Here is a 22,561-nt window from a genome sequence, read left to right on the forward strand (position 1 = left end):
AATATTATTTTCACTATTCTTGTTGTTTATAATTTCTTCTTCATTGGCTATAAGAATTACATGATTTTCTTTATGTTCAACAAATTGATTAATGAAACCGAATATACTTTCTAATGGTACAGAAGATCGTTCTACATCATCAAAAACCAGCAATTTATCTTCAGTTAAGTTAAATGACTCTAAAATTTTTTTTGGATCGAAATCTATTTTTAAGTACTTAAAAATACCTAAACACACATTTTTTGAAAGTGCACGTATATTAACTTTACCTTGAGAAGGTTTATCCATTAAACCATCTAAATAAATACTTTCACACAACAAATCGTATAATTGAGAAACAGAGCAAATTCCATTTAATGATATATAAATATATTTTTTATTTAATTGTGCTAATATTTTTTCAATAAATGTCGTTTTACCTACACCCCACTGACCTTTTAGTAAAATAGCAAATTCAGGACTTTCTAATTCAACATAGTTAATAATTGATTTATATATTAATGAATTATGAGTGTTCATCATCATATCCTAGTAAAATGGTATCATCAGATAAAACTTTTTCTCTTGCTGTATTGGGTTTCTTTAATCACAAACCTCATCAATTCGAAAAGATACGAACATGGTTTTTTTATCATTAAATGTATAGCGATACACAAATTGAAGATCGTTATTTCGAAATAATGATACAAAGTCATTATTTTCACAGGCTCTTTTGTCGAAAATCATTTGCACATATAAGGCAAACATCTCTGGTGTGTACTTTTTACTGTTATCGTTATAAAGATAATCATAAATAATATATTGTCCATCAGCAGTGATATTTGCTAATGATGTTTCATCGTTTATTTTTATTGGAAATTGGCCATATTGTTTTTGGATTTGTTGTTTAGCAATTCGAGCCAGCTCTCTCGCCACGCCGTTGGGGCTAGCATTATAACCTATGCACAATATTTGCAAGTTTTGAGTAACACTTTTTCTTACTGTTAGATCTTTTTCTTCTGCTAGTTCGATTAATCGTTTTTTATCAGATTGCTTAAACCCTGTAAAATGGACATCAAACGTTTCTTTTTTAGCTTTACTTTTTTTTCTTGAACTTCCAGCATTATTGCTAATTTGTAAAACTTGGGTTAAAAACTGTTTAATACTATAATCATGATAATTGTACTCAATGGTGGATATAATACGATCTACCTTAAATGTTCGGATTTCATCACGAACGGCACAAATACCAGAAAAATAGATTTCACTATGTTGGTTAATCAATACCTTATTTAAATTTAAAAGACGATAGCTAATATCATCATTTGCATCAGAATAAGAAAACTCAATATCTTTTGAACCTACCCACAAGGTTTTTAGTTTAGATTCAAAATTATCTTTTAAATATCGATCACGTTCTTTAGCTTTTTTCTCTTTTTCTTCTTCAGTTGGAGGAATGTAAGAAATACTTCTGACTGGATTCTGTTTTTTTTCTTTTTTTGCGTCAGCTTTAATTGCTTTTTTAACTTTGGATTTTAGAATTTTTTCAGGTGAGCTTTTAGATAATTTTGCTGTGCCAAAATTGATCGTATCTGAACTTGTTGTATCTTTTTGTTCAGTAATTTTTGGGGAATCATTGCCTTTTTCTACCTGTATAGAATTTGAAATATTAATTTTTGATATTAACTTGAATAAAATAAAGCGTATTGCTACGAAAAGGGCAGATGTTATTGAGGAAAAAAAAGAGATAACAATTGCAAATGATGGCAACAACAATGAAAATTTATTATTATCTTTATCAACAAATACAACGAAAAGAATTGATGTACAAAAAATTAAGAAACTAAAGCCACTAAATTTTAAAACCACTTTGTTGGTGCTTGTTATTAATTTTTTTACGGTCAAAAACAAAAAAGATACTAAAAACCCTAAAGCTGAAAAGAAAAATAAAACGACAATAAAAAGACCTAACATTATAGATTTTTCGTCGTAATTAATTGCCAATGAAATAGAAAACACAAATGTAAAGAAACAAACAATCATAAATAAAAACAGTTTTTTATCTGAAAATAGATGATTGTTTTTCATCCTTTAGTCTCCTGTCAAAACAATTTAGCCTTTAATTCGTTAAACTCTTGATCGGTTATTGCACCCTTTTCTTTTAGGTTGGCCAGTCGTTCCAATTTTTCTAACGTTTCATCTGTTAGAACGACTTCTTTTGGTTTTTCATTCGGTAAAAATTCACCTTGACCATTCGCCAACCATTCTAATGTGGCGCCTGTTTCAGCCATGCAACGAATAACCAAATCAGAAGGGAAAAAGTCCCTTTTGTATCTCAAGGACAAATTAGACGCACTAGTGCCTAAATGGTTACTTAGTTCTAATTTTGTTTTAAAACCATAAGCCTTTATAACCCTATCAATTACAGCGGCTCCACCTTTTTCAAAATCTATCTTCATAAATGAATCTCAAATCAATGCAAAAATACACTTGAAATGAATCCAAGATTCATTTATATTAATCTCAGATTCATTTTTACATATATGACAATATAAAAACAACTAACTAGGAATAATGCACTATGACGCCAAGAATATCAATAGCTATTTCAGCGCCTTATGTCACTGTTGATGAATTTGCCCGTGTATCAGGCATGAATCCACGCACGGTAAAAAAATACATTAGTGAAGGCAAATTACCTATCCGCAAAAAACAAATCACAGGCAAGTACGACCGTTCATCAACCTTTATCAATATGGTGGCTTTAACCCTTGAGGGCGCTAAAGCGTTTAACCCTGAGTTAAATATTAAAGAGGAATAAACAATGAGCTACGCAGTCTATTTAAGCCCGAAATGCGCCGGCGTTTCGAAAACAATTTATATCAAAATCAATCAACATAACCAGAAAGGCTGGGTTGAGAAGTCGAACGGTAAAGTAATTAAGTTGCATAAAAAGTTAATGGCTAATTAAGTGAGCCTAGGCGCACTCAATCCTGGACATTGCAGGGGGAGGGGGTTACATGAACACAATGCAAAATAATCAAACTATAGAACCACGCAGTCTATTGCGTGAGTTTCACCAAATATTAAGCAATAAGCGCAGTTTAGCCCGTTCTGCTTTTAACAATTTAAAGCCTGGGCAAAAGCGTTTACTGCTGAACGCATCAGGCATCGAACCGCGCACAACAACCATTTACAACGCAACCAGTCAATTTACTCACACTTGGGAAATGAATTACGACAATTTAACAGATAACGAAATTGACGATCTGAAAAAGGGTTTACGTCGGTTGCAAGCAATTATCGATGCATTCGCACTATGTGAAGAACAGGATTTTAAGAAAGAAACTAAAAAGGTGGCATAAATGAACATGACAACATTATCTGGAGATGCGTTATTGCAGGCTCTAAACCAAGCAAAAGAAGAAACTAAATCAGGGTTGTGCGATGTATTTACCGCAAAACTTGAGCGTTTGGCGGTACATATCCGCAATAATTATCTAACACCGATCGAATCAGCCGAGCTGTTAGAGCAAGAAGCCGAAGCAATGCGATCACAACAACGGGAAGATGTTTGATGGCAGATTTAGCAGATATAGCACAAGCACACATTGAAACAGTTGCCGCTGTAGCTGTGAAAAATGTAAGCGCAAAAGTTTACACCGGCAAATCATCACTTTATTGCTGTGAATGTGGAGAGCCAATACCAGAGGCACGGCGTGAAGCGGCGCCGTATTGCAGTTTGTGTCTTGATTGTCAACAGTTAGAAGAATTAAAAAATGTAGGTAGAGGGAGAAAAATGAATGTTTGAAAAATTTATACACGCTGCGTACAAGAATTTTTACGTGGACGCCCAACTGTTTGAGTTGATTGCTGTTTATGGCGTTCGGGTTATTAGCGTTTTAAAAAGCGAGTCCTCGCCGTTGGAGATCGGTGACACATTCACTATCACGTTTGGATTTCGTTAAATCATAATTAATTTTAAGGAATAAAAATGCGTGTAGAAAAGTCCTTTTTGAAGTGGCCGGGCGGTAAAGGTCGCATCATTGAAAAGTTATTACCATTCTTTCCTAGTGATTGTCAATTTATAGAGCCGTTCGTTGGTGCTGGTAATGTCTTTATTAATGTGCCCGCTAAAAGCTATATCTTGGCTGACATTAATCACGATTTAATCAATACATATTCTTGGCTAAAAGATGATTTATCGACGCTATATAACACAACTAAAGAATTGTTTGATACAGAAAATGATTTTTACGATATTCGAAATCAATTTAATCACCCAAAAATTAGGGGGACTGTAAAGTTAGCGGCTCAGTTTATCTATTTAAATCGACACGGATTTAATGGGATGTGCCGTTATAACAAAAAGGGGGAATTTAATGTCCCGAAAGGAAAACATAAAAATATTTATTTTCCGGGTACGGAAATGATTAATTTTAGTAATAAATTACTTTATTCCGATGCCTCTTTACTCTGCCGTGATTTCACGCGAACGATTGGGCTAGCTAGTGCCGGATCGGTTATCTATTGCGATCCGCCATATCTAACTAAACATAAAGATAGCTTTGTTGGTTATGCGCCGTCAGGTTTTGGTTACTCAGACACCGAGCTATTGGCTAACTGTTTGTATGATGCCGTTTCAAGGGGCGCAACCGCAATTATTTCAAACTGCGACAATGGCGCCACTCGCGACATATTCCACCGTTTTAAACTTCACTCAATAGACGCCCCACGATCGATGGCAGCAAATGGCAATCGTCAATCTGCAAAAGAGATTATTGGCGTATTAACGCCGGATATGCTTTAACAACAACCACCAAGTTGGAAATATAACAATGCTTAACTACATACGTAAATATTTATTACACTCAGCTAACCTATTTCATGATCGTTTAGCGGTTGTTATGCAGCCGCCGAAATTGAAAAAAGGCAAAGGCAAAAATAAAACTGCGCACACGCCCACAGGTGTAGCAAAAGCTCGCCGAGCGGCTAAAAAGATGCGTAATAAACAGCATAGCAAGTAACATGACCACAATCACGCAAAACCTACCAACATTAAATCACAGGGTTAAATATGCCCTGCTTTCTGGTATGCGTGATTTTTACGATACCGTCGGTAAATTTTTGCCGACTAAATTCATTCAACAAAAATCACAATACGCAACAGCCCACCGTGCGCCTCGTGATTTAACAATTATTGAGCGTCCACTGTGGGAGCAGATTCCGCATGAGTATGACTATTTTCACCCGTATTTTAGTGACGTCCCGCAATTTATTGGTAGTTATTTTGCTCGCAAATATGCAACCCTGTATCAAGAAAAAGGTTCAAAAACAGCAAATACTTATTTACGCACTTGTGGACTAACTCGATGTACCGAAGTGCAACAGCAATACGCAATCAAAAATGCAGGGGAAAGCCTGATTGTACAAGAATTTTATGAGCAATTATCGAGATTACCAATTTTAGACAAAATAGACATTGAAGAACTTGCCGGAAAGATTGCAGGCTATATGCACAATCTAATTATCAAGTTTTTAGAAACAGATGAATTTAAGTTGAGCGATAACGCTCATGAATTAGCTATCTATAAATTTGCATTAGAGCAACTCAAGCCGTTAAAAATTGTCGCCCCTTATTTTGCTGATTATAAAAAAGGTGAAATCAGTGAACAGCAAATTGTTATCGCGCTAGCTAAATTATCAGATGATAAGTGGTGGAAAAGCAAGTTAAAGCGACGATGGGCTTTTCAACGTGAACACTTGGCTATTGCTGCCGGACAAGTTCAGAAATCCGCAAGCCCTTACGCAAGCCGTACTTGCATTGGTGAATGGAAAGAGCAAAAAAGGAAAAACCGAGAATGGCTGAAAAATCAATGTATAGAAAATACTGAAACAGGCGAGCAATTTGAACTTGTTTTACAAGTAGATAAATCCAATGCTAACCCTGCAATCCGCCGTTGTGAGCTTATGGTAAGAATGCGGGGCTTTGAAGATATTGCTGATGAGTACGGCTATGAAGGGGCATTTATAACATTGACCGCGCCATCTAAATATCACTCAGTACACGTCAAGGGTGGTTTTGTTCAAAACTGGAACGGCGGCACACCACGCGACACGCAACGTTATTTATGTAGTGTTTGGGCAAAAATTAGAGCAAAACTAAGTCGCAAAAATATTAAAATTTTTGGATTTAGAGTTGCAGAGCCTCATCACGACGGCACACCGCATTGGCACATATTAGTGTTTATGCTGCCGGAACATAAACAACGGGTTTACGACATCATGCGATCATACGCATTAGAAGAAGATGGCAACGAACAAGGTGCGCAGCACGCGCGTTTTAAATTCGAGAACATCGAAAAAGAGAAAGGCACTGCAACGGGCTATATTGCCAAGTACATCTCAAAAAATATTGATGGTTATCAGCTTGATAACGAAGTCGATGACGAAACAGGACAAAATCTAAAAGAAATGGCAAAAAATGTGACTGCTTGGGCAAGTCGTTGGGGTATTCGCCAATTTCAGCAAATCGGTGGCGCACCTGTAACTGTTTGGCGTGAACTCCGCAGACTGGGTAGTCAAAAAGTCGAAAGCCCAGCAATCGATCCGGTTTTGGCCGCTGCCGATGTGGGCGATTGGGCCGCATACACAGAATTACAGGGCGGCGCAATGGTGCAGCGTAAAGATCTGCGCGTCAGAATTTCGTACGAGGACGAGCAAAATCAATTTGAGGAGACCATACAAAAAATAAAAGGCGTCTTTTCGCCGATCGTCGGCGCCGCGTCATTTATTTGTACGCGACTAATTAAATGGACTATCGTCTCAAATAGGCGCGAATGCGCCCCTTGGAGTTCTGTCAATAACTGTACGCAGGTTAAAAAATCACCGCAGTACGATCAGCGTGAAGAAATTAGAAAACAATTGAAAACAATTGGCTTGCCCGATGATAATTTCACCATAAACAGGCTTTATTTACGAAAGAGTTTAAAAATTAGTGAAAATCAGTGGTTAAAATTAGACAACACTTTAGACGGTGTGCATCTCATCGTTAGCAATTCGCCAAGCCGATTTAAAAAGCCGATTAAAAATGATTTTGTTGAGTTTGATTTTTAGTCCAAATTTGATAACGACTGTAAAAAACTTTCAGGAATCTATACCGTTTCAACTTAAAACAGGAATTAATACACATGTTGACAATGAAACTAAGATCGATATATAGTAAAAATGCGTTAGCAAAATCTAGCGTCAAGTTTAGCAGCTTGCGTATTCAAGAGAGCATAACCGCTCAGTGCGGTATTTTTATGCGTGCTTAGTCATATCTGTTCTATGGTGGACTAAGTGAGGGAGCCGGAAGGCTCGCCGTTTCTCTTGAGCGGTCTGCTAACCTTGCTTGGTTCACCGCCAAATTTTAGCAGGTTTGGGGTGATTATATTAATAATTTATCAAGAGAATAATATAATGAAAAACTTTAACCAACTTACACCAGTTGACACATCCGAAAACGTTATTATCAACTTAAGCGCTTACGCAAAAATTGAACAAGCTGAACTACTCGCTAGATTTCTTCTAAATTCAAACTACACAGATAAAAATGAATTCACAATCGCAGTAAGTTGCATTGCTGATTTATTGTGTAGTGTGATGAAAAAAGCCAAATAATAATCGAAAATAATAAAGCCCACAATGTGGGCTTTGGAAGATTTATGAAACGAAATTAGGTAAAATCAAACACTACAGATCCCTTACCTGCTTTAGCGATATTCAGGAGTTGATGGCCGTTCATACTATTTGCATTTTTTAAGGTAAGTTTAGCTCGCCCCTCAAAAGCTTTAGTAGCAATCTTTCTTAACTGTGGTTCATTATATTTTTTTGCATCTAAAATAATTCCACTACCTGATGCTGCAATATTTTCAAGTGTTAATGCAATTGATGTCATTTTAGTTTTCCTTGTCATCTAATACGAGAATCTATAAAAATTTTACGGATGATAAAATCATAATACAGTAATAATTAACTTGAAATATTTTTTTGTAACTATGTGAACTACAGCACATTTTTTATATGTAAATAAAAAGTTACCTGAATCTAGTTATTTCACCGAAAAAACAATAACCCATAACGATAACAAATATTATTGAAAATTTCAACAATCAAATAAAACTAATGGATATTGATTAAACTAATGCAATTTAAATATTTATCTATTAGCATTTTCATATCGCGCGATAATTCATAGCTTATTTATAAGTTGATCTATATTTTAATTTTTTATATACAGTTACTTGAGGTGTAAAATGGACAAATTAGAAAAAGCAAAAAAAATAGAACGAGCTGAATTACTTATCCGTGTTATAACAGAATCCGAACATCTAACAGAAAGAGATAAGGATATTACACTGTTTTGGATTCGTGATTTGTTGGAGCCAATAAAAGATAACATCTTAAAAACAAAATCAATGGAAAACCCATAAAAATTTTTACTGCACACCTATACTGCACGAAATCGCAAGATCTAAAAAGGATCACGGATCACCAAAGCCCTTATACTAGGGCTTTTTTTGTGGCATTTGCAACTTTGCACAATTTCATACACTTTTAACCCGGGGGTGGCGTGGGGTAAAAATATCACAATTCGACTTTTAGCCTTTACATCATCATCAAAAATCAACGACAGCCCATCTAAAACGCTCACAATGAAGAGATCTTGAAATCTGTGAACAGCTTATGTGTAGAATAAAAATTGCTTCTCTATATGCTTTACAGCTAAAATTAAATTTTCAAATATTACATTTAGTGAGCTGAATGTTTATATATGTTAATAACAAAAAAAGCCCCTTTCGGGGCTTTCATTTGATTATGTGATTAAGTCAAGCTACATTTAGTTCAAGACGTTTACCCAAAGCAGACAATGCTTTGCTGATCGTGTCAATTTTTGTTGCATGCTCTAAATTAACAATACGTTGTACTTCTTGTGGCTTTACATGAATGCGTTTTGCTAATTCAACGTTAGAGATATTTTGGTCAATCATTTCATTTAGCAACAATACTTTTGCATAAAGACTTGCTGGTAAATCAATTAAGTATTCGCCTTTTTTTGCCTTACTAGGAAGTGGTACTTTTCGATGATCTTCAAAATAAAAATCCATACTTGTTACTAATGCCTCTTGAGCCATTTCTAACGCATCTTGCAAATCATCACCACACGTAATTGCTTCTGGAATATCCCTAAATGTGACTGTATAGCCATCATCTTCTTTAGTTAGTTTTGCAGGATAAAACATAATAACCCCTTTTAAAAAAAAGCCCCCTTACGAGGGCTTTAGTTATTTAGATTTAGTTGCTTCTTGATTGCTATCATTGTACCGTTTTTTAACTCCTTGCTAGGATGTCTTGGCATTGTTGATTGCTTTCCGTTGTAATAAAGCTTCAGGTGATTACTCCCTTGCTTTACCTCAACACCTTGAGCAACTAACCATCTTAAAAACTCACTTTGTTTCATTATTGCTCCGTGCTGTTTTAAGACAGTTAAATAATAAACAAAAATGTTTATCACGTCAACTTAATAATAAACATTTTTGTTTGTTTTTATTCAAGTAAATAAGGATTAAACCTTACAACCTCCTCCCCCATCCAATCATTAAGCTGTAAAAATCTATCTTGTAACGGTTTGATTTCATTACGAGCAAATACCTTAGATGCCTTTTCTGGATCACCAAATCCGCCGGTATTTTTTGGCGTAATTCCCATCAATGATAGCGGTACCCTATGAGCTGTTAAAATATCATCTTGGCTTACTGATTTTATATCAGCAAAGTTATCTTTGGCGGCCACCTCGCCAACTGGAATTAATTTTAGTCCATCTGGTTTACCATTTGGTGCATACATTAAAAGATTACGAAAGTTACCAGGTCCACGACTGCTTTGTAATGCCTTTTTTAGTTCTTCAATATCTTTTTCATTATGGGATGGATTAGATAAATATAAAATAAATCCAGCATGTGAACCATTTTTATAATAACGTTGACGAAATACAGTAGCCGAGTTATCTAGCCACACCGAATTAATAGCGGCTAAGTATTCAGGTAGTCCGTAAATTTCTTGGTTAATATCGGGCGCAAGCATATGCCACACCGACCCTTTTTTGAATTTATGCTCTTCCCAATACTTATCAATATACCAATATTCGTTCTCGACTATTCCACGACGGGTATATTTTGCTAATGTTGGCTTTAGTCCGTCGGTTTGCCTTAGCATATTGGCCCGTTTTTCGAGATAGCAATTACCTAATATTAAAAAATCATTAGCGATTCGCTCAAATGCTTGACGTGATAAGTATTTATGCGGAATAAATGTACTGGTTAAGATATTCCGTTTTACATAAATCGGGCTGCTATGATATGACGATGAACTAAAGGTATTGGCCAGCGTATCTAAATTAACTGGCGGCTCATACCAATTGCCGCACGGGGTGCATTGTAAATAATTTAATAAGTCTTTTGCATCGGCTAAAGGCTCACGATCGCCAAACGTAAAACATTCTACCTTTTCATCTTGTTGTGTAAATTCTGTCATAACTAAAATACTCCCATAAAACCGCTGTTACTGTTTGCTCCGCTAATACTTTCTAGCGGTTCGTTATAAATTGCGTGCATGGTTGCCCAAGCAATATCGGCATGTGATACATCTTCATTACGATCGGCCACATACGTTACATAACGCTGGCTGGCCGTTAATGTTTTTCGAATTGCCATAAATGATTGGGCTAAGTCTGTCCAACCTGCATCAAACTCTAAACGCTGACGTCTGATGACATCTTGCATTTTCAAAATTAGTCTTTGTTTAATTTCAATTGAATATTTAAATGCTACTACGGCGGGATAAAATTGCTTAACTAGTTGATAAACCCCTTCACCTAATCCCGTGGCATCAATACCGATGTAGGTGACGTTATATTTTTCAGTCATTTTTCGAATAGCTTCAGCTTGTGAAGCAAAATCCATCCCCGTCCATTGATGCTTTTCAATTACTCGGAATTTACCACCTTCAACCATCGGCGGTGAAACAACTGCACAACCTGCACTATCCCCCGTGTGTGACGGATCATAGCCGATCCATACTGGTCGCTCACCAAGTGGCCGCAAGGCAAATGGTTTATAATCATCCCAAATATCCCACGAATCGACCATACACGGTTGTAAACTGGATAACGGAAACACTGATGATGAATCATCAATAAAATTACATAAAAATAAATTAGCGAACTCATCGGGACTATATTCAAGTTTTAGTTGATTAATATCAAATAAATCAAATCCCAATTGCTCGGCATCTTCAATCGTAACAATCTGCCGCCATTGCCCATCGGCACATAATTTGCCACCTTTTAACGCTTGATGTGAAATATCAACGTTAATGCGTTGCTCTTTTCTACGTCCTTTATTAAATAGCTCACCAGTCCAAAACTTATATGCTTCATGATTAATGCTAGACGGCGTTGAGAAATAAGTTTGTCGCCAACGTTTTTGGCTCGACATGCCAGAGGCAACTTTACGCAGTTCTAAAAATTTATTAATCCAAAAATACTCATCCAAATATAAATTACCATGATAGCTTTGTGCCGTTTTAGAGTTGGTACCTAAAAAGTAAAGGCGGGCATCATTATGTGGAAAGTGGATAACTTCCCCTTTCAGATCCATATCTATACCGTGGAAAAAATCAATAATATATTGCCGAAATTGAAAAGCTTGGGATTTTGAGGCGGATAAAAATATCTGATTACGCCCAGTATTCACCGCATCAACCGCACCCTCACGAGCAAAAAACATAGTTGCTCCAATTTGGCGTGATTTGTTAATGTTTCTTATGCGGTTTTGTAAACCTGCCCGATACCAAACTTTTTGATGCTCATATAAGCCATCATGAAATAGTTCGTTAATTTTTTCGATTTGCTCATCAGTTAAAAGATTGGTTTTAGGTTTCTGCTTTGGCTTGGCATTACGATTGGCAATATTAGGGTTTAAATCAACTTCATTACCGCCATTTTGATATTTTTCAATTCTGGCCGTACGTTCTAGCTGACGGCTAAGTAAATCAATTTCTTTAAAATCTTTACCTTCCTTATTTGGCTTTATCACAAGGTGGATTAATTGCGCTTCAAGAACCCCATTAACTCGGTCCAATACTGATGACTCATCCCACTTATCACGCCGTTTCCAGCTATGAATAGTATTAATATTTTCATTCAATAGCTCAGCAATGCGGCTAATACGATACCCAGCCCAATACAGCGATCTGGCGGCTTTTCTTGGGTCGGTATTATCGCTAATTAAATGATTTAATAAATTGACGTTTACCATAAGTTCTCCTTTAGTAACGCCAATTTACCTATCATTTTCTTTTTTTTATGTTTGTTCAGCTTGTAAAACACCAATCTACAAGTTGCCCCAATTGCTCTCTTTTGTTTGTCAATTCAACATAAGGCAAAAACAATCAGCTAAGGATTACAACAATGGGCACAGACGTTAAGAAGTCAAAAAAAATTAAATCAAAATGGTTTCGTGTTGCGGTGGAAGGTGCAACAACTGATGGGCGTAAGATCCAAAAAGAATGGATCAAGCAAATGGCAGAAAATTATGATCGTGATGTTTATGGTGCACGCATCAATTTGGAACATATCAAAGGTTATTCACCTGATAGCCAATTTAAACGCTATGGTGACGTATTAGCATTACGAGCCGAAGAAATTAAAACGGGTCCGCTTGCTGGAAAGCTAGCATTGCTTGCACAAATTGAACCAACCGATGAACTTATTCAGCTGAATAAAGCTAAACAAAAAGTTTATACCTCTATCGAAGTTAATTACGAATTTGCGGACACCGGCGAAGCTTACCTTGTTGGTCTTGCGGTAACTGACGACCCAGCTAGCCTTGGTACTGAATTTTTAGAATTCAGTGCAAAAGCAACTGTTAACCCATTAGTTAGCCGCAAACAATCACCTAACAATCTCTTTACCGTTGCCGAAGAAACAGTGATTGATTTTGAAGAAGTAGACACTCAAAACGACACCACATTTAGCTCAATGCTAGAACGCCTAACTGGCTTATTCAAAACCAAATCAGAAAAAGACTCAACCAAATTTGTACAACTTGGTGAGATTATCGAACAGTTCGCCACAGCAACAACTGATCGCTTTACGGAAATGGAAGCCAAAATTGTTGAACTAACTAACGAGCTAAGTGATGTCAAAAAACAAAATACCGAACTTGTCGAGCTATTAAGTGAATTGCCAGATTCGCCTGATCGCCCTCTTTCTGCTGGTGGCTCGATCGACGTTGAAACAGACTGTTAAAACGGTAGATTAAATTAAAACAGTGGATTAAAGAACAAAACAGATTAACTAAATTGGGAAATCAATAATGAGAAATGAAACAAGAAAGCTATTTAACGGATTCAAACACCGCATTGCACAGCTTAACGGCGTTGATAATGCCAGTGAAAGTTTTGCTGTCGATCCAACCGTAAACCAAACATTAGAAAAACGGACACAACAATCATCCGAATTTTTAAGCAAAATCAATTTTGAATTTGTTGACGCCCAAGAAGGTGAAAAAGTCGGCGTTGGCGTAACAGGTACAACAGCCAGCACAACAGACACGACAGCACAAGATCGGCAAGCGGTAGATATTTCCGACCTTAATAAATTTAACTATCGTTGTGAACAAACTAACTACGATACATCAATCCGTTATGCAAAATTAGACGCATGGCGTCATAAAAAGAACTTCCAAACAATTTTACGTGATGCGTTAATTAAACAAAAAGCATTAGATCGGATGATGATTGGTTTTAACGGCACAAGCCGTGCAGTAACATCCAATAGAACCGCTAACCCATTATTGCAAGATGTCAACAAAGGCTGGTTGCAACATTACCGTGAAGATGCGCCAGAAAGAGTAATGAATGAAGGCACACTCACACCAGGTAAAATTATTGTCGCTAACAATGGTGGTGATTATAAAAATTTGGACGCACTCGTCTATGATGCGGTTGAAAATTTAATTGATCCCGTCTTTTCTGATGATACCGGTCTAGTTGTTATCTGTGGTCGTGGCCTGCTTCATGATAAGTACTTCCCTATTGCTAACGAAGCCGATAAAAACACCGAAAAAGTAGCCGGTCAAATTTTACTGGCTAAAAAATCAATCGGTGAATTACCTGCGTATCGAGTGCCGTATTTCCCTAAAGGAGCCATGCTTATTACCTCATTTAGCAATTTGGCTATCTATATTCAAAATGGAACCGCTCGCCGTCAAATTATTGATAACCCGAAACGTGATCGCATTGAAGATTACCAATCTGCCAATGAGGCGTTTGTTGTAGAACGTTATGAAGCAGGCTGTTTAATTGAAAACATCGAGGTTCAATAACATGGTATCACCCGCTCAAAAATTTTTACAAAAACATTACGCTCAAAAAGAGCGTAATAGAAACGATATAAAAACAACCAATGCTTATGAAATGATGCTGGCAAAGCTCAATAACGATCGCCTTCGTTTGAAAAAATTTCAATCAACAGAAGCAAAAATTGAACTTAAAAAAACACTTATTCCTGAATATATGGATTGGATTAACGGCGTGCTTGAATCTGATAATGCTCAGCAAGACGATGTATTTATGCGCCTATTAGTTTGGATGATAGACACCAAACAATTTGAACAAGCATACCCTCTGGCCGAACATGCACTAAAACATAACTGGGTTACGCCTGATGAATACCAACGGCAAACCGCCACACTCATCACCGAAGAGCTAGCTAATACCACACTAACCCAGATTAGCAACAAGCAAGTTGTTGATGCGGGTATTTTGCTTAAATTTGCTGAACTCGTCGCTGATAAAGATATGTTTGATCAGGTTCGAGCAAAACTAAATAAAGCCATCGGCTATGCACTAAAAGAAACACAGCCAGATCAAGCGTTAGGTTATTTGAAACGAGCTTTAGAGCTTGATGAAAGTTGTGGCGTAAAAACAGCCATTAAAGAATTAGAAAAGGCCTTAAATAAGACCGATGCTTAACCGAGTGAACCCTCACACCTCGGCGGCACAAAAGCAATAAATGCATTCTGCAGGTTAGCGCTTTTGTCCACCGCCGATTAACAAAGGTAAATTATGAACGACTTTACGGCTATCGCAAGCGCTAACGAAGCTGACAATATCGAAATTAGTAATATTTCGTTTTTTCCAGCAATTAATATCAGTGATGTTCGAAAAACTCAACGGCTAGACGGTACCGTCACAACAGAGCGATTAAAAACAGCAATTGCCAGTGCGATTATTGCAGTGAATGACGACTTATATAACTGGCGGCTAACAAAGCAAGCGGCAGGTATTACATCGATTAACGATCTAAATGATGAGCAAATTAATGGTGAATCAAAATATTTGATTTTATACAAGCATGCGGTTTATTCATGGGCAAACGCCTTATTGAATGAACAGTACATTAATTTTGATGCAACAGCAAAAGCCAAAGGCGACATTGAACCTAACATCGAAAGTGTGGGCAACTTATACCGCAATGCACGTTATGCCATTCGTGACATTTTAGGTAAATCACGATCAACCATGGAATTAATTTAATGATTGTTTATGCAATGCAAAATGAAACCGTTGACGCATTGGCGTATCGAGTTTTTGGCAAAACTAAAGGGATTGTTGAAATTATTTACCAACAAAACCCAACACTTTGTGAACTGCCGGCAACACTCCCCATGGGTACCGCCGTAAATGTGCCTGAAGTGGTGCCAGAGCCAGAAAAAAAACGCTTAAATTTATGGGATTAACCGAATGACAGAACCAACTACAACAACCTTCACCGCAGTGATTAGTGCATTTTCAATATCAATGATTTATCCCAATATTGAAAATGGCATTATTTTAGGCGCACTGTGTGGATCAATCTTACTGGTAATTAGTGAAGAGCATATCTCGGTTCTTCGTCGCACCCTTCTATTTTTTATATCGTTTGCGCTTGGAATATTGTTGGACGAAATAACATTATATTTACTAATACCACTTTTTCCATCCAACATTCAAACCAAGGTACCGCTTGGTCTTGGTGCGTTAGTGGCATCAGCGGTAAGTGTCAAACTACTTCTTTGGTTAATTAAAAAGTTTGATGACCCATCTGATTTATTGGATAAATTTAAAGGGGGAAAACCATGATAACCCTTAACGCTTTTCTTTGTTTATTAATTGCTATTCGATTATTTACCTTTGATCGTGAAAATTGCCAATACAAAGCCAAATATAGCTGGCTAGCATGGCTAATGATTACATCAAGTGCATCAGTATTTTTATTCTCATCTTTCGGTTTATTAAGCCGTGCTTACTGCGCTCAGGTAGTTATGAATATAGCACTGCTGATCTGCTTTTTAAAAAGCAAAGGCAACATTGGCACGCTTTGCCGTTCTCCAAATCAACATCAGCATCATAAGAGGTTAAATAAATAATGATAACAACTGAACAATTGCAAAATGTGGCTAATAAGCTAGAAGTTGAGCTGGCTATGGTACAAGCAGTAACAAAAGTTGAAGCTCGCTCATCAGGTATTAAAAACGGCTTGCCCGTAATTCTATTTGAAAGGCATATCTTTTACCGTCAGCTTAAAAAGCATGGTTTTGATGTAGAAAAATTATCAAATACTTATCCAGATTTAGTCAACTCAATTGCTGGTGGTTATTTAGGTGGTGCTCGTGAAAACTATCGACTAACGCTGGCCAAACAAATTGATATTGATTCAGCAATTGAAAGTGCAAGTTGGGGCTTATTCCAAATTATGGGCTTTCACTGGCAACTACTTGGTTATGAATCAGCTCAACAATTTGAACAATGTATGACAGAAAGCGAAGTAATGCAGTTAGATGCGTTTTACCGCTTTATTTCTCATAAATCGAATTGCAAGCTATTACAAGCAATGAAAAATAACGATTTTTCAACGTTTGCCAAACTTTACAACGGTCCAGCTTATAAAAAAAACAGTTATGACAAAAAACTTAAAGAGGCGTACGAAAGCTATGCAAAATCTACTAAAAAATAAATTGTTACCGTGGTTGCTATTACTGCTCTGTTTATCGTTTGGCTATTTACGAGATCAACTATTAAGCACCAAAAATAAACAATTACAGGCAAGCAATCTACAACTTCAAGACGACAAGCAAGAATTGATCGAAATCATTGATTATAAAAACAATGAATTGCTTAACCTTAGTGATCAATATCAAGCAAACGAACAAAAACTAATAGAACAAAAAAATCAACTGCAAGCAGTTGATACGTTAAATCGTCAATATCAACAACAGTTGGAGCAACTTATCAATGAAAATAAACAATTACGTATGTGGTCTGATACTGATTTGCCTGATGTTATTAAGCGGTTGTACGCACGGCCAGAAATCAAAGGAAGTACAGATTATCAAAACTGGCTGTCCAGCCGTAACGCCTTGTTATCTTCCCATGAATAATTTAAAGCAGAACCGCTCATTAATTGACGATAATCAAGCCATCTTAACGGCATGGCATCAATGTGCGGTTCAAGTCGAAATGATTTATCAATGCCAACAGGAGCAGCATGAAAAAAATTAATCAACTTCGAAAAGTACTTGAAGACAATAATTTATTTATCAAAAACAATCCCGATAAATTACATATATTTGTGGATGACGGTGACATAACAGCAACGGCTGCCAAATCATTAAGTTTTGAGTATGAGTACAAAGTTAATTTAATCATTACTGACTATGAACAACCCATTGATTATTTGATTGTACCAATAATGAGTTGGATGTATATCAATCAGCAAGAATTTATGGCAAACCCTGAACTAAGAAAAGGTGCCATTAAATTTGAAATTGAGCAATTAAACAATAATACAACCGATGTCAGTATTGAACTGAAATTGACAGAGCGTGTTATTGTAAAAAAAGGAAGCAACGGATTGGAATACAAACACATTACCGACGAACCACCCATAGATATGCGTCCTGATTGGGTTAATGAAATATGGCCGACGAATTAAATAAATTACATGAGTATGCAAACGGCATACTCACTCAACTAAATAACAGTAATCGCACCAAATTAGCGCGTGAAATTGCTAAAAAACTACGGGAAAGTAACCGTAAACGTATTACAGCCCAGAAACAACCAAACGGCACCTCTTTTAAACCTAGAAGACCACAGGCGTTTCGAAAAAAAACGGGAAAGATTCGCCGTAAAATGTTTACCAAGCTACGAACAACTAAATATCTACGCATATCAGCAAACAGCAACTGCGCTACCGTAAAATTTATTAATTCGGTATCTCGTATAACACACATTCATCATTACGGATTACGTGCACGAGTAAATAAAAAAGATGATTGGACCATTAAATATCCGTCCAGAAAGTTGCTTGGCTTCAATCAACACGACTATAACATAATTGAGCAAATCACTATCGCCCACTTGGCTAGTAAGTTGTAAAAATCAATTTTACAAGTCGATAAGCTTTATTGTTTGCTTATAAATAATAATGATAACGCTATGCAAAATTATCACCCTGCCGACCTTGTCGATATATTACGAAAAATTGAAAACCTGATCCGCCAAGGCGTTGTTTATCAAACCAAAGGCGATCGGGTAAAAGTCCGTTCTGGAAAATTAGTTACTGCTTGGTTGCCATGGTTTACTCATCGTGCTGGCAAAAGCCGATCGTGGTGGCGTCCTTCTATTGGTGAACAAGTATTTATTTTAAGCCCTAACGGTAACCTTGAACTTGGTTGCGTATTACCAAGCCTTTATTGTAATGATAACCCTGCGCCATCAACTTCAGAAGATGCTTATTTAGTAACATTTCCAGACGGTGCAACATTTGAATATGAACCGAAAAACAGCAGTTTAACCATAAAAGGCATAAAAACAGCAGTTATTGAAGCAAGTGAACAAATCACCGCTAAAGCGGGTACTAAAATCCACCTTGATACACCACTTGTTGAATGTAGTGACCATGTGACATTTAAATCATTTAGCGCAACAGGTGGTGTTAGCGGTAATACGGGGGTATTAACCGGAAACGTAATTCATCAGCAAGGCAAATTGTCGTCTAACGGCGTTGTACTCGACACGCATAAACATAGTGGCGTCAAAGTTGGTAGTGATCTAACAGGAGGGCCACAATGAGTTATATCGGAATGAACAGCCAAAATGGACGAACCATTACGGATATGGATCACATTAACCAATCCGTTAAAGATATTTTAACAACACCGATAGGCTCACGCATAGAGCGCCGTGATTATGGTTCTTTTTTATTTTTACTTTTAGATAATCCAAACACCGAAGCAACAAGATTGCGTGTCATTTCAGCGACAGTAATGGCACTAAATCAATGGGAGCCACGCATAAAACTGGATGCAGTTGATATTTTTGCCGATAACGAAAAGCTAACCATGCAATTAACCGGCTCACGCACAGATAAGCCTAATCAAACCTTTACCAGTGACATAGAGATTGCAACATGGCCACGTTAACTGATTTATCAAAACTACCTGCACCAGATATTATCGAACCACTAGGCTTTGAAGCTTTATTAGCTCAACGTAAAGAAAAGTTTATATCGCTATATCCAGCAGAACAGCAAAGCGAAGTTGCTAAAACATTGCAATATGAAAGTGAGCCAATCGTTAAACTACTACAAGAAAGTGTCTATTATGAATTGATCTTAAGACAAAGAATCAACGAAGCATCACACGCATTAATGATTGCTCATGCTAAAGGCAATGACTTAGATCATCTTGGGGCTAACTTTCATGTGTATCGCTTAATCATTCAACACGCAGATAATACTGTCACGCCATCAATTCCTGCAATTAAAGAATCAGATAGTGATTTTAGGCTACGAATTCAAGCGGCATTTGAGGGCTTATCTGTCGCGGGTCCTCGTGCCGCTTATGAATTTTATGCCCGCAGTGCGGATGGTCGAGTACTAGATGCCGCCGCTGAAAGCCCCGCGCCTGCATGCGTAACGCTCGCCATTTTGTCTCGTGAAAATAACGGTATTGCCAGTAACGATCTGATTAGTACTGTCGCTGACGCTGTCAATCAAGACAACCGCCGCCCCATTGCCGATCGTGTTACTGTGAAATCTGTCACATTGATTGAATATAAAATAAACGCAAAACTTTATTTATATCCAGGTCCTGAATCAGAACCCATCAAAAAAGCGGCAATTGCTAATTTACAAGCATATATAACCGAAAAGCACCGTATTGGGCGCAGAATTAATCGCAGTGCCATTATTTCAGCATTACATGTAGTTGGTGTGCAACGTGTCGAATTACTACAACCCGTACAAGATATATTAATCAATCGAGATCAAGCGAGTTATTGCACAAGCTATTATGTTGAGGTTGCCGGTTATGACGAATAGAACGCTATTACCCCCCTCTGCCACTCAACTTGAAAAAAATTTATCACAAGCTATGATTTGTGATCTACCTATTCATTTACGTTCACTTTGGGATCCAAAAACATGCCCATTTGAACTATTACCTTATTTAGCTTGGCAATATAGCGTTGATCGCTGGGATGAAAACTGGCCAGAACAAACAAAACGCAAAGTTATTGCCGAAGCGTTTGAAATTCACAAGTTAAAAGGCACGAAAGAAGCCATCCGCCGTGCGGTTGAACCTTTCGGCTATTTGATAAATATTATTGAATGGTGGCAAAACAACAATACACCTGGCACATTTGCAATTGAAATTGGCATATCAGACAAAGGTATTACTGATGAATCCTATCAAGAGTTGAGTCGACTTATTGATGATATTAAACCCGTTTCAAGGCATCTATCAGGTTTATCACTACAACTAGTAACAAGCGGTAACACAGCTATGGGTGCCAGCAGTTACGATGGTAATACATTGAGTATCTACCCGTATATTACTCAAACCATCCATACAACAACAAAACGCCATTTATGTGCAACAATTCATTGCATTAATACACTTAATGTTTATCCCTATATTACAGCTACGATATCTACTTTATCTAAGCGCCACTCAAGTGTGGCTATACATTTTATCGACACAATGAGAATAAAACCATGAGCCAAACATACTATACAATATTAACAAAATTGGGAGCAGAACTATTAGCTAATGCAACCGCGTTAGGGATTCCGCTAAAATTAACCAGCATGGCAGTTGGTGATGGTAATGGTTCGATACCAAAACCTATCGCCACGCAAACCGCACTGGTTAACGAAGTCCGCCGAGCATCCTTAAATTCTCTATCAGTGGATAAAAACAACCCTAACCAAATTATTGCTGAACAAGTGATACCCGAAAATGAGGGCGGTTGGTTTATTCATGAAATCGGCCTGTATGATGATAAAGGCAATTTAATAGCTGTAGGTAACTGCCCATCAACCTATAAGCCAAAACTTGCCGAAGGTAGTGGCAGAACTCAAGTTATCAGAATGATTATTGTTGTTGATAATATTGATTCTGTGGCACTAAAAATCGACCCTTCCGTTGTATTAGCTACTCGTGAATATGTTGACGAGAGTATAAAAAAGAATGTACCAATCACACGCAAAATTAATAACAAGGAATTAAAACAAGACATTGTTTTAAATGCTGTCGATATTAATGCATTACCAGCCTTAAAAAAGAGAAATGGACATGAATATATTTTTGGTGTGAGTGAAAAAACTGAGTTCGAACAACGTCCTCTTTTAAACGGTTCGGAATTGATCTGCTTAGCAGATTACAAATATGAGATTAATGATTCTGTAATTGTTCTACGGCGTGCAGACGGACTTATTATTCAATGTTTTAAGGCCATGTTCTTTGGTGTCGACGGTATTAACGGTACAGTTGCACCGTTGCCGATTGCATTTCCAAAAAGCTTTTATTTTGCGCTTTCTAGTGACGGGGCGGACGGATGTCATGCAGTTAGTGCATTACCCAATACACAAGAATCAGTTAGATTGTTTGGTAAGGTTGGGGATATTTATGTTGATTCTTTATTACAAGTAATAGCAGTCGGGAGATAAAACAATGATATTTTATAATGCAAAAATAAACGGCTTTTATGATTCTAATATTAGTGAACCGCCAAAAAATTCTATAATAATTGCTGATAAATATCATTCTGAATTATTACAAAAACAATGTGCTGGTTTAGTTATACAACCCGATGAGTCTGGTTATCCAATTGCGGTCAAACGAGTATTAACAACCAAAGAAGTAATCGCAATAAATGAATCAAAAAAACAAAAATTAACCAATGAAGCAAATGAAAAAATAACAGTGCTTCAAGATACCATTGATCTTGATATGCAAGAAGCAAACGAAGAAGAGCAACTTAAACAATGGAAAAAATATCGAATATTGTTAATGCGTGTCGATATTAACCAGTCTGATATCAATTGGCCAGAACAACCACGCAATATTTAAAATATTGGTGTTAGCTATTCAACTTGTAAAAACAAAATCTACAACCTGAACAACTAACACCATTTTTTTTAATGTGCAAC

The 22,561-nt window shown here is 36.9% G+C and carries 33 protein-coding genes and 2 pseudogenes; 27 read left to right on the top strand and 8 right to left on the bottom strand.

Going from position 1 to position 22,561, the window contains the following annotated elements; genetic code table 11:
• The 3 genes from A9G42_RS01165 to A9G42_RS01175 all read right to left on the bottom strand — a co-directional run.
• The coding region (locus A9G42_RS01165; protein WP_218837735.1) for a P-loop NTPase fold protein at positions 1-519 on the bottom strand (519 nt) is incomplete at its 3' end.
• 63 nt (positions 520-582) lie between these two features.
• On the bottom strand, positions 583-2,067 hold the full coding sequence (locus A9G42_RS01170) for a hypothetical protein (RefSeq protein ID WP_065652396.1): 1,485 nt from the start codon (positions 2,065-2,067) through the stop codon (positions 583-585).
• Positions 2,068-2,081: 14 nt separating this feature from the next.
• Positions 2,082-2,438: a helix-turn-helix domain-containing protein gene (locus tag A9G42_RS01175; RefSeq protein ID WP_065652397.1), complete on the bottom strand. Its 357-nt coding sequence runs from the start codon at positions 2,436-2,438 to the stop codon at positions 2,082-2,084.
• A gap of 122 nt (positions 2,439-2,560) precedes the next feature.
• Between A9G42_RS01175 and A9G42_RS01180 the strand changes: the two genes are divergently transcribed.
• The 8 genes from A9G42_RS01180 to A9G42_RS13525 all read left to right on the top strand — a co-directional run bounded on the left by A9G42_RS01180 (position 2,561) and on the right by A9G42_RS13525 (position 7,641).
• Complete coding sequence (locus A9G42_RS01180) at positions 2,561-2,800, top strand: MerR family transcriptional regulator (protein WP_065580831.1); 240 nt, start codon at positions 2,561-2,563, stop codon at positions 2,798-2,800.
• A gap of 199 nt (positions 2,801-2,999) precedes the next feature.
• Positions 3,000-3,344: a hypothetical protein gene (locus A9G42_RS01185; protein WP_065652398.1), complete on the top strand. Its 345-nt coding sequence runs from the start codon at positions 3,000-3,002 to the stop codon at positions 3,342-3,344.
• Positions 3,345-3,557: a DUF2732 family protein gene (locus A9G42_RS01190; RefSeq protein WP_065652399.1), complete on the top strand. Its 213-nt coding sequence runs from the start codon at positions 3,345-3,347 to the stop codon at positions 3,555-3,557. It abuts the gene before it with no gap.
• Complete coding sequence (locus A9G42_RS01195; protein ID WP_065652400.1) at positions 3,557-3,790, top strand: TraR/DksA C4-type zinc finger protein; 234 nt, start codon at positions 3,557-3,559, stop codon at positions 3,788-3,790. Before A9G42_RS01190 ends, A9G42_RS01195 begins: the two co-directional genes overlap by 1 nt.
• Positions 3,791-3,973: 183 nt before the next feature.
• Positions 3,974-4,789 carry a DNA adenine methylase gene (locus A9G42_RS01200; RefSeq protein ID WP_065652401.1) on the top strand — a complete coding sequence of 272 codons (816 nt, stop codon included), beginning with the start codon at positions 3,974-3,976 and terminating at the stop codon, positions 4,787-4,789.
• Positions 4,790-4,817: 28 nt separating this feature from the next.
• A complete protein-coding gene (locus A9G42_RS01205) occupies positions 4,818-5,006 on the top strand; it encodes a hypothetical protein (RefSeq protein WP_065652402.1) in 189 nt (62 codons plus the stop codon).
• Position 5,007: 1 nt separating this feature from the next.
• Entirely contained in the window at positions 5,008-7,095 is a 2,088-nt protein-coding gene (locus tag A9G42_RS01210; RefSeq protein ID WP_065652403.1) for a replication endonuclease, read from the top strand.
• 345 nt (positions 7,096-7,440) lie between these two features.
• Complete coding sequence (locus tag A9G42_RS13525; protein WP_143426073.1) at positions 7,441-7,641, top strand: hypothetical protein; 201 nt, start codon at positions 7,441-7,443, stop codon at positions 7,639-7,641.
• 55 nt (positions 7,642-7,696) lie between these two features.
• On the opposite strand, the gene A9G42_RS01220 is transcribed toward A9G42_RS13525, so the two are convergent.
• Entirely contained in the window at positions 7,697-7,918 is a 222-nt protein-coding gene (locus A9G42_RS01220) for a hypothetical protein (RefSeq protein WP_065652405.1), read from the bottom strand.
• A gap of 358 nt (positions 7,919-8,276) precedes the next feature.
• Between A9G42_RS01220 and A9G42_RS13775 the strand changes: the two genes are divergently transcribed.
• Positions 8,277-8,453 (top strand): hypothetical protein, encoded by a 177-nt coding sequence (locus tag A9G42_RS13775; protein WP_179854579.1) that lies wholly within the window; start codon positions 8,277-8,279, stop codon positions 8,451-8,453.
• A gap of 396 nt (positions 8,454-8,849) precedes the next feature.
• Here the strand turns inward: A9G42_RS13775 and A9G42_RS01225 are convergent, their stop codons facing one another.
• The 4 genes from A9G42_RS01225 to A9G42_RS01240 all read right to left on the bottom strand — a co-directional run bounded on the left by A9G42_RS01225 (position 8,850) and on the right by A9G42_RS01240 (position 12,338).
• Positions 8,850-9,263 (bottom strand): type II toxin-antitoxin system HicB family antitoxin, encoded by a 414-nt coding sequence (locus tag A9G42_RS01225; RefSeq protein ID WP_065652406.1) that lies wholly within the window; start codon positions 9,261-9,263, stop codon positions 8,850-8,852.
• A 38-nt stretch (positions 9,264-9,301) separates the two neighbouring features.
• Positions 9,302-9,481 (bottom strand): type II toxin-antitoxin system HicA family toxin, encoded by a 180-nt coding sequence (locus A9G42_RS01230; protein WP_065579632.1) that lies wholly within the window; start codon positions 9,479-9,481, stop codon positions 9,302-9,304.
• Positions 9,482-9,567: 86 nt separating this feature from the next.
• Positions 9,568-10,554 carry a phage portal protein gene (locus tag A9G42_RS01235; RefSeq protein WP_065652407.1) on the bottom strand — a complete coding sequence of 329 codons (987 nt, stop codon included), beginning with the start codon at positions 10,552-10,554 and terminating at the stop codon, positions 9,568-9,570.
• 2 nt (positions 10,555-10,556) lie between these two features.
• Complete coding sequence (locus A9G42_RS01240; protein ID WP_065652408.1) at positions 10,557-12,338, bottom strand: terminase large subunit domain-containing protein; 1,782 nt, start codon at positions 12,336-12,338, stop codon at positions 10,557-10,559.
• Between the two features lie 152 nt (positions 12,339-12,490).
• Between A9G42_RS01240 and A9G42_RS01245 the strand changes: the two genes are divergently transcribed.
• The 18 genes and pseudogenes from A9G42_RS01245 to A9G42_RS01325 all read left to right on the top strand — a co-directional run bounded on the left by A9G42_RS01245 (position 12,491) and on the right by A9G42_RS01325 (position 22,481).
• Complete coding sequence (locus A9G42_RS01245; protein ID WP_065652409.1) at positions 12,491-13,330, top strand: GPO family capsid scaffolding protein; 840 nt, start codon at positions 12,491-12,493, stop codon at positions 13,328-13,330.
• Between the two features lie 67 nt (positions 13,331-13,397).
• Complete coding sequence (locus A9G42_RS01250) at positions 13,398-14,408, top strand: phage major capsid protein, P2 family (protein WP_065652410.1); 1,011 nt, start codon at positions 13,398-13,400, stop codon at positions 14,406-14,408.
• Position 14,409: 1 nt separating this feature from the next.
• The gene (gene gpM, locus A9G42_RS01255; RefSeq protein ID WP_065579637.1) at positions 14,410-15,057 is read left to right on the top strand and encodes a phage terminase small subunit; all 648 of its coding nucleotides are present in this window, start codon (positions 14,410-14,412) and stop codon (positions 15,055-15,057) included.
• A gap of 93 nt (positions 15,058-15,150) precedes the next feature.
• Positions 15,151-15,621 (top strand): head completion/stabilization protein, encoded by a 471-nt coding sequence (locus A9G42_RS01260; protein ID WP_065652411.1) that lies wholly within the window; start codon positions 15,151-15,153, stop codon positions 15,619-15,621.
• Positions 15,621-15,824, top strand: a complete 204-nt coding sequence (locus A9G42_RS01265) for a tail protein X (RefSeq protein ID WP_065590164.1) — start codon at positions 15,621-15,623, stop codon at positions 15,822-15,824. The genes A9G42_RS01260 and A9G42_RS01265 overlap by 1 nt, the downstream gene beginning before the upstream one ends.
• A 4-nt stretch (positions 15,825-15,828) precedes the next feature.
• A complete protein-coding gene (locus tag A9G42_RS01270; protein WP_065652412.1) occupies positions 15,829-16,206 on the top strand; it encodes a putative holin in 378 nt (125 codons plus the stop codon).
• Entirely contained in the window at positions 16,203-16,493 is a 291-nt protein-coding gene (locus tag A9G42_RS01275) for a phage holin family protein (RefSeq protein ID WP_065579641.1), read from the top strand. The genes A9G42_RS01270 and A9G42_RS01275 overlap by 4 nt, the downstream gene beginning before the upstream one ends.
• On the top strand, positions 16,493-17,080 hold the full coding sequence (locus tag A9G42_RS01280; protein ID WP_065579642.1) for an N-acetylmuramidase family protein: 588 nt from the start codon (positions 16,493-16,495) through the stop codon (positions 17,078-17,080). The genes A9G42_RS01275 and A9G42_RS01280 overlap by 1 nt, the downstream gene beginning before the upstream one ends.
• The gene (locus tag A9G42_RS14205; protein WP_065579643.1) at positions 17,058-17,504 is read left to right on the top strand and encodes a hypothetical protein; all 447 of its coding nucleotides are present in this window, start codon (positions 17,058-17,060) and stop codon (positions 17,502-17,504) included. Before A9G42_RS01280 ends, A9G42_RS14205 begins: the two co-directional genes overlap by 23 nt.
• Positions 17,404-17,625, top strand: coding sequence for an Rz1-like lysis system protein LysC (gene lysC / locus A9G42_RS14020; protein ID WP_255307548.1), 222 nt, complete (start codon positions 17,404-17,406; stop codon positions 17,623-17,625). The genes A9G42_RS14205 and lysC overlap by 101 nt, the downstream gene beginning before the upstream one ends.
• The gene (locus tag A9G42_RS01290) at positions 17,612-18,058 is read left to right on the top strand and encodes a phage tail protein (protein ID WP_065574056.1); all 447 of its coding nucleotides are present in this window, start codon (positions 17,612-17,614) and stop codon (positions 18,056-18,058) included. Before lysC ends, A9G42_RS01290 begins: the two co-directional genes overlap by 14 nt.
• The gene (locus tag A9G42_RS01295; RefSeq protein ID WP_065652413.1) at positions 18,043-18,504 is read left to right on the top strand and encodes a phage virion morphogenesis protein; all 462 of its coding nucleotides are present in this window, start codon (positions 18,043-18,045) and stop codon (positions 18,502-18,504) included. The genes A9G42_RS01290 and A9G42_RS01295 overlap by 16 nt, the downstream gene beginning before the upstream one ends.
• A 60-nt stretch (positions 18,505-18,564) precedes the next feature.
• Positions 18,565-19,200 carry a phage baseplate assembly protein V gene (locus A9G42_RS01300; RefSeq protein ID WP_065652414.1) on the top strand — a complete coding sequence of 212 codons (636 nt, stop codon included), beginning with the start codon at positions 18,565-18,567 and terminating at the stop codon, positions 19,198-19,200.
• A complete protein-coding gene (locus A9G42_RS01305; protein ID WP_065579645.1) occupies positions 19,197-19,550 on the top strand; it encodes a GPW/gp25 family protein in 354 nt (117 codons plus the stop codon). The genes A9G42_RS01300 and A9G42_RS01305 overlap by 4 nt, the downstream gene beginning before the upstream one ends.
• The gene (locus tag A9G42_RS01310) at positions 19,538-20,449 is read left to right on the top strand and encodes a baseplate assembly protein (protein WP_065652415.1); all 912 of its coding nucleotides are present in this window, start codon (positions 19,538-19,540) and stop codon (positions 20,447-20,449) included. The genes A9G42_RS01305 and A9G42_RS01310 overlap by 13 nt, the downstream gene beginning before the upstream one ends.
• A pseudogene (locus A9G42_RS01315) lies at positions 20,439-21,041 on the top strand (phage tail protein I); the annotation flags it as partial. The gene A9G42_RS01310 and the pseudogene A9G42_RS01315, both read left to right, overlap by 11 nt.
• An 83-nt stretch (positions 21,042-21,124) precedes the next feature.
• A pseudogene (locus A9G42_RS14600) lies at positions 21,125-21,592 on the top strand (phage tail protein); the annotation flags it as partial.
• Between the two features lie 490 nt (positions 21,593-22,082).
• Positions 22,083-22,481, top strand: a complete 399-nt coding sequence (locus tag A9G42_RS01325) for a tail fiber assembly protein (RefSeq protein ID WP_065652418.1) — start codon at positions 22,083-22,085, stop codon at positions 22,479-22,481.
• Positions 22,482-22,561 lie beyond the last annotated feature (80 nt).

Source organism: Gilliamella sp. Nev6-6, assembly GCF_001690605.1.
Classification (GTDB): Bacteria; Pseudomonadota; Gammaproteobacteria; order Enterobacterales; family Orbaceae; genus Gilliamella; species Gilliamella apicola_C.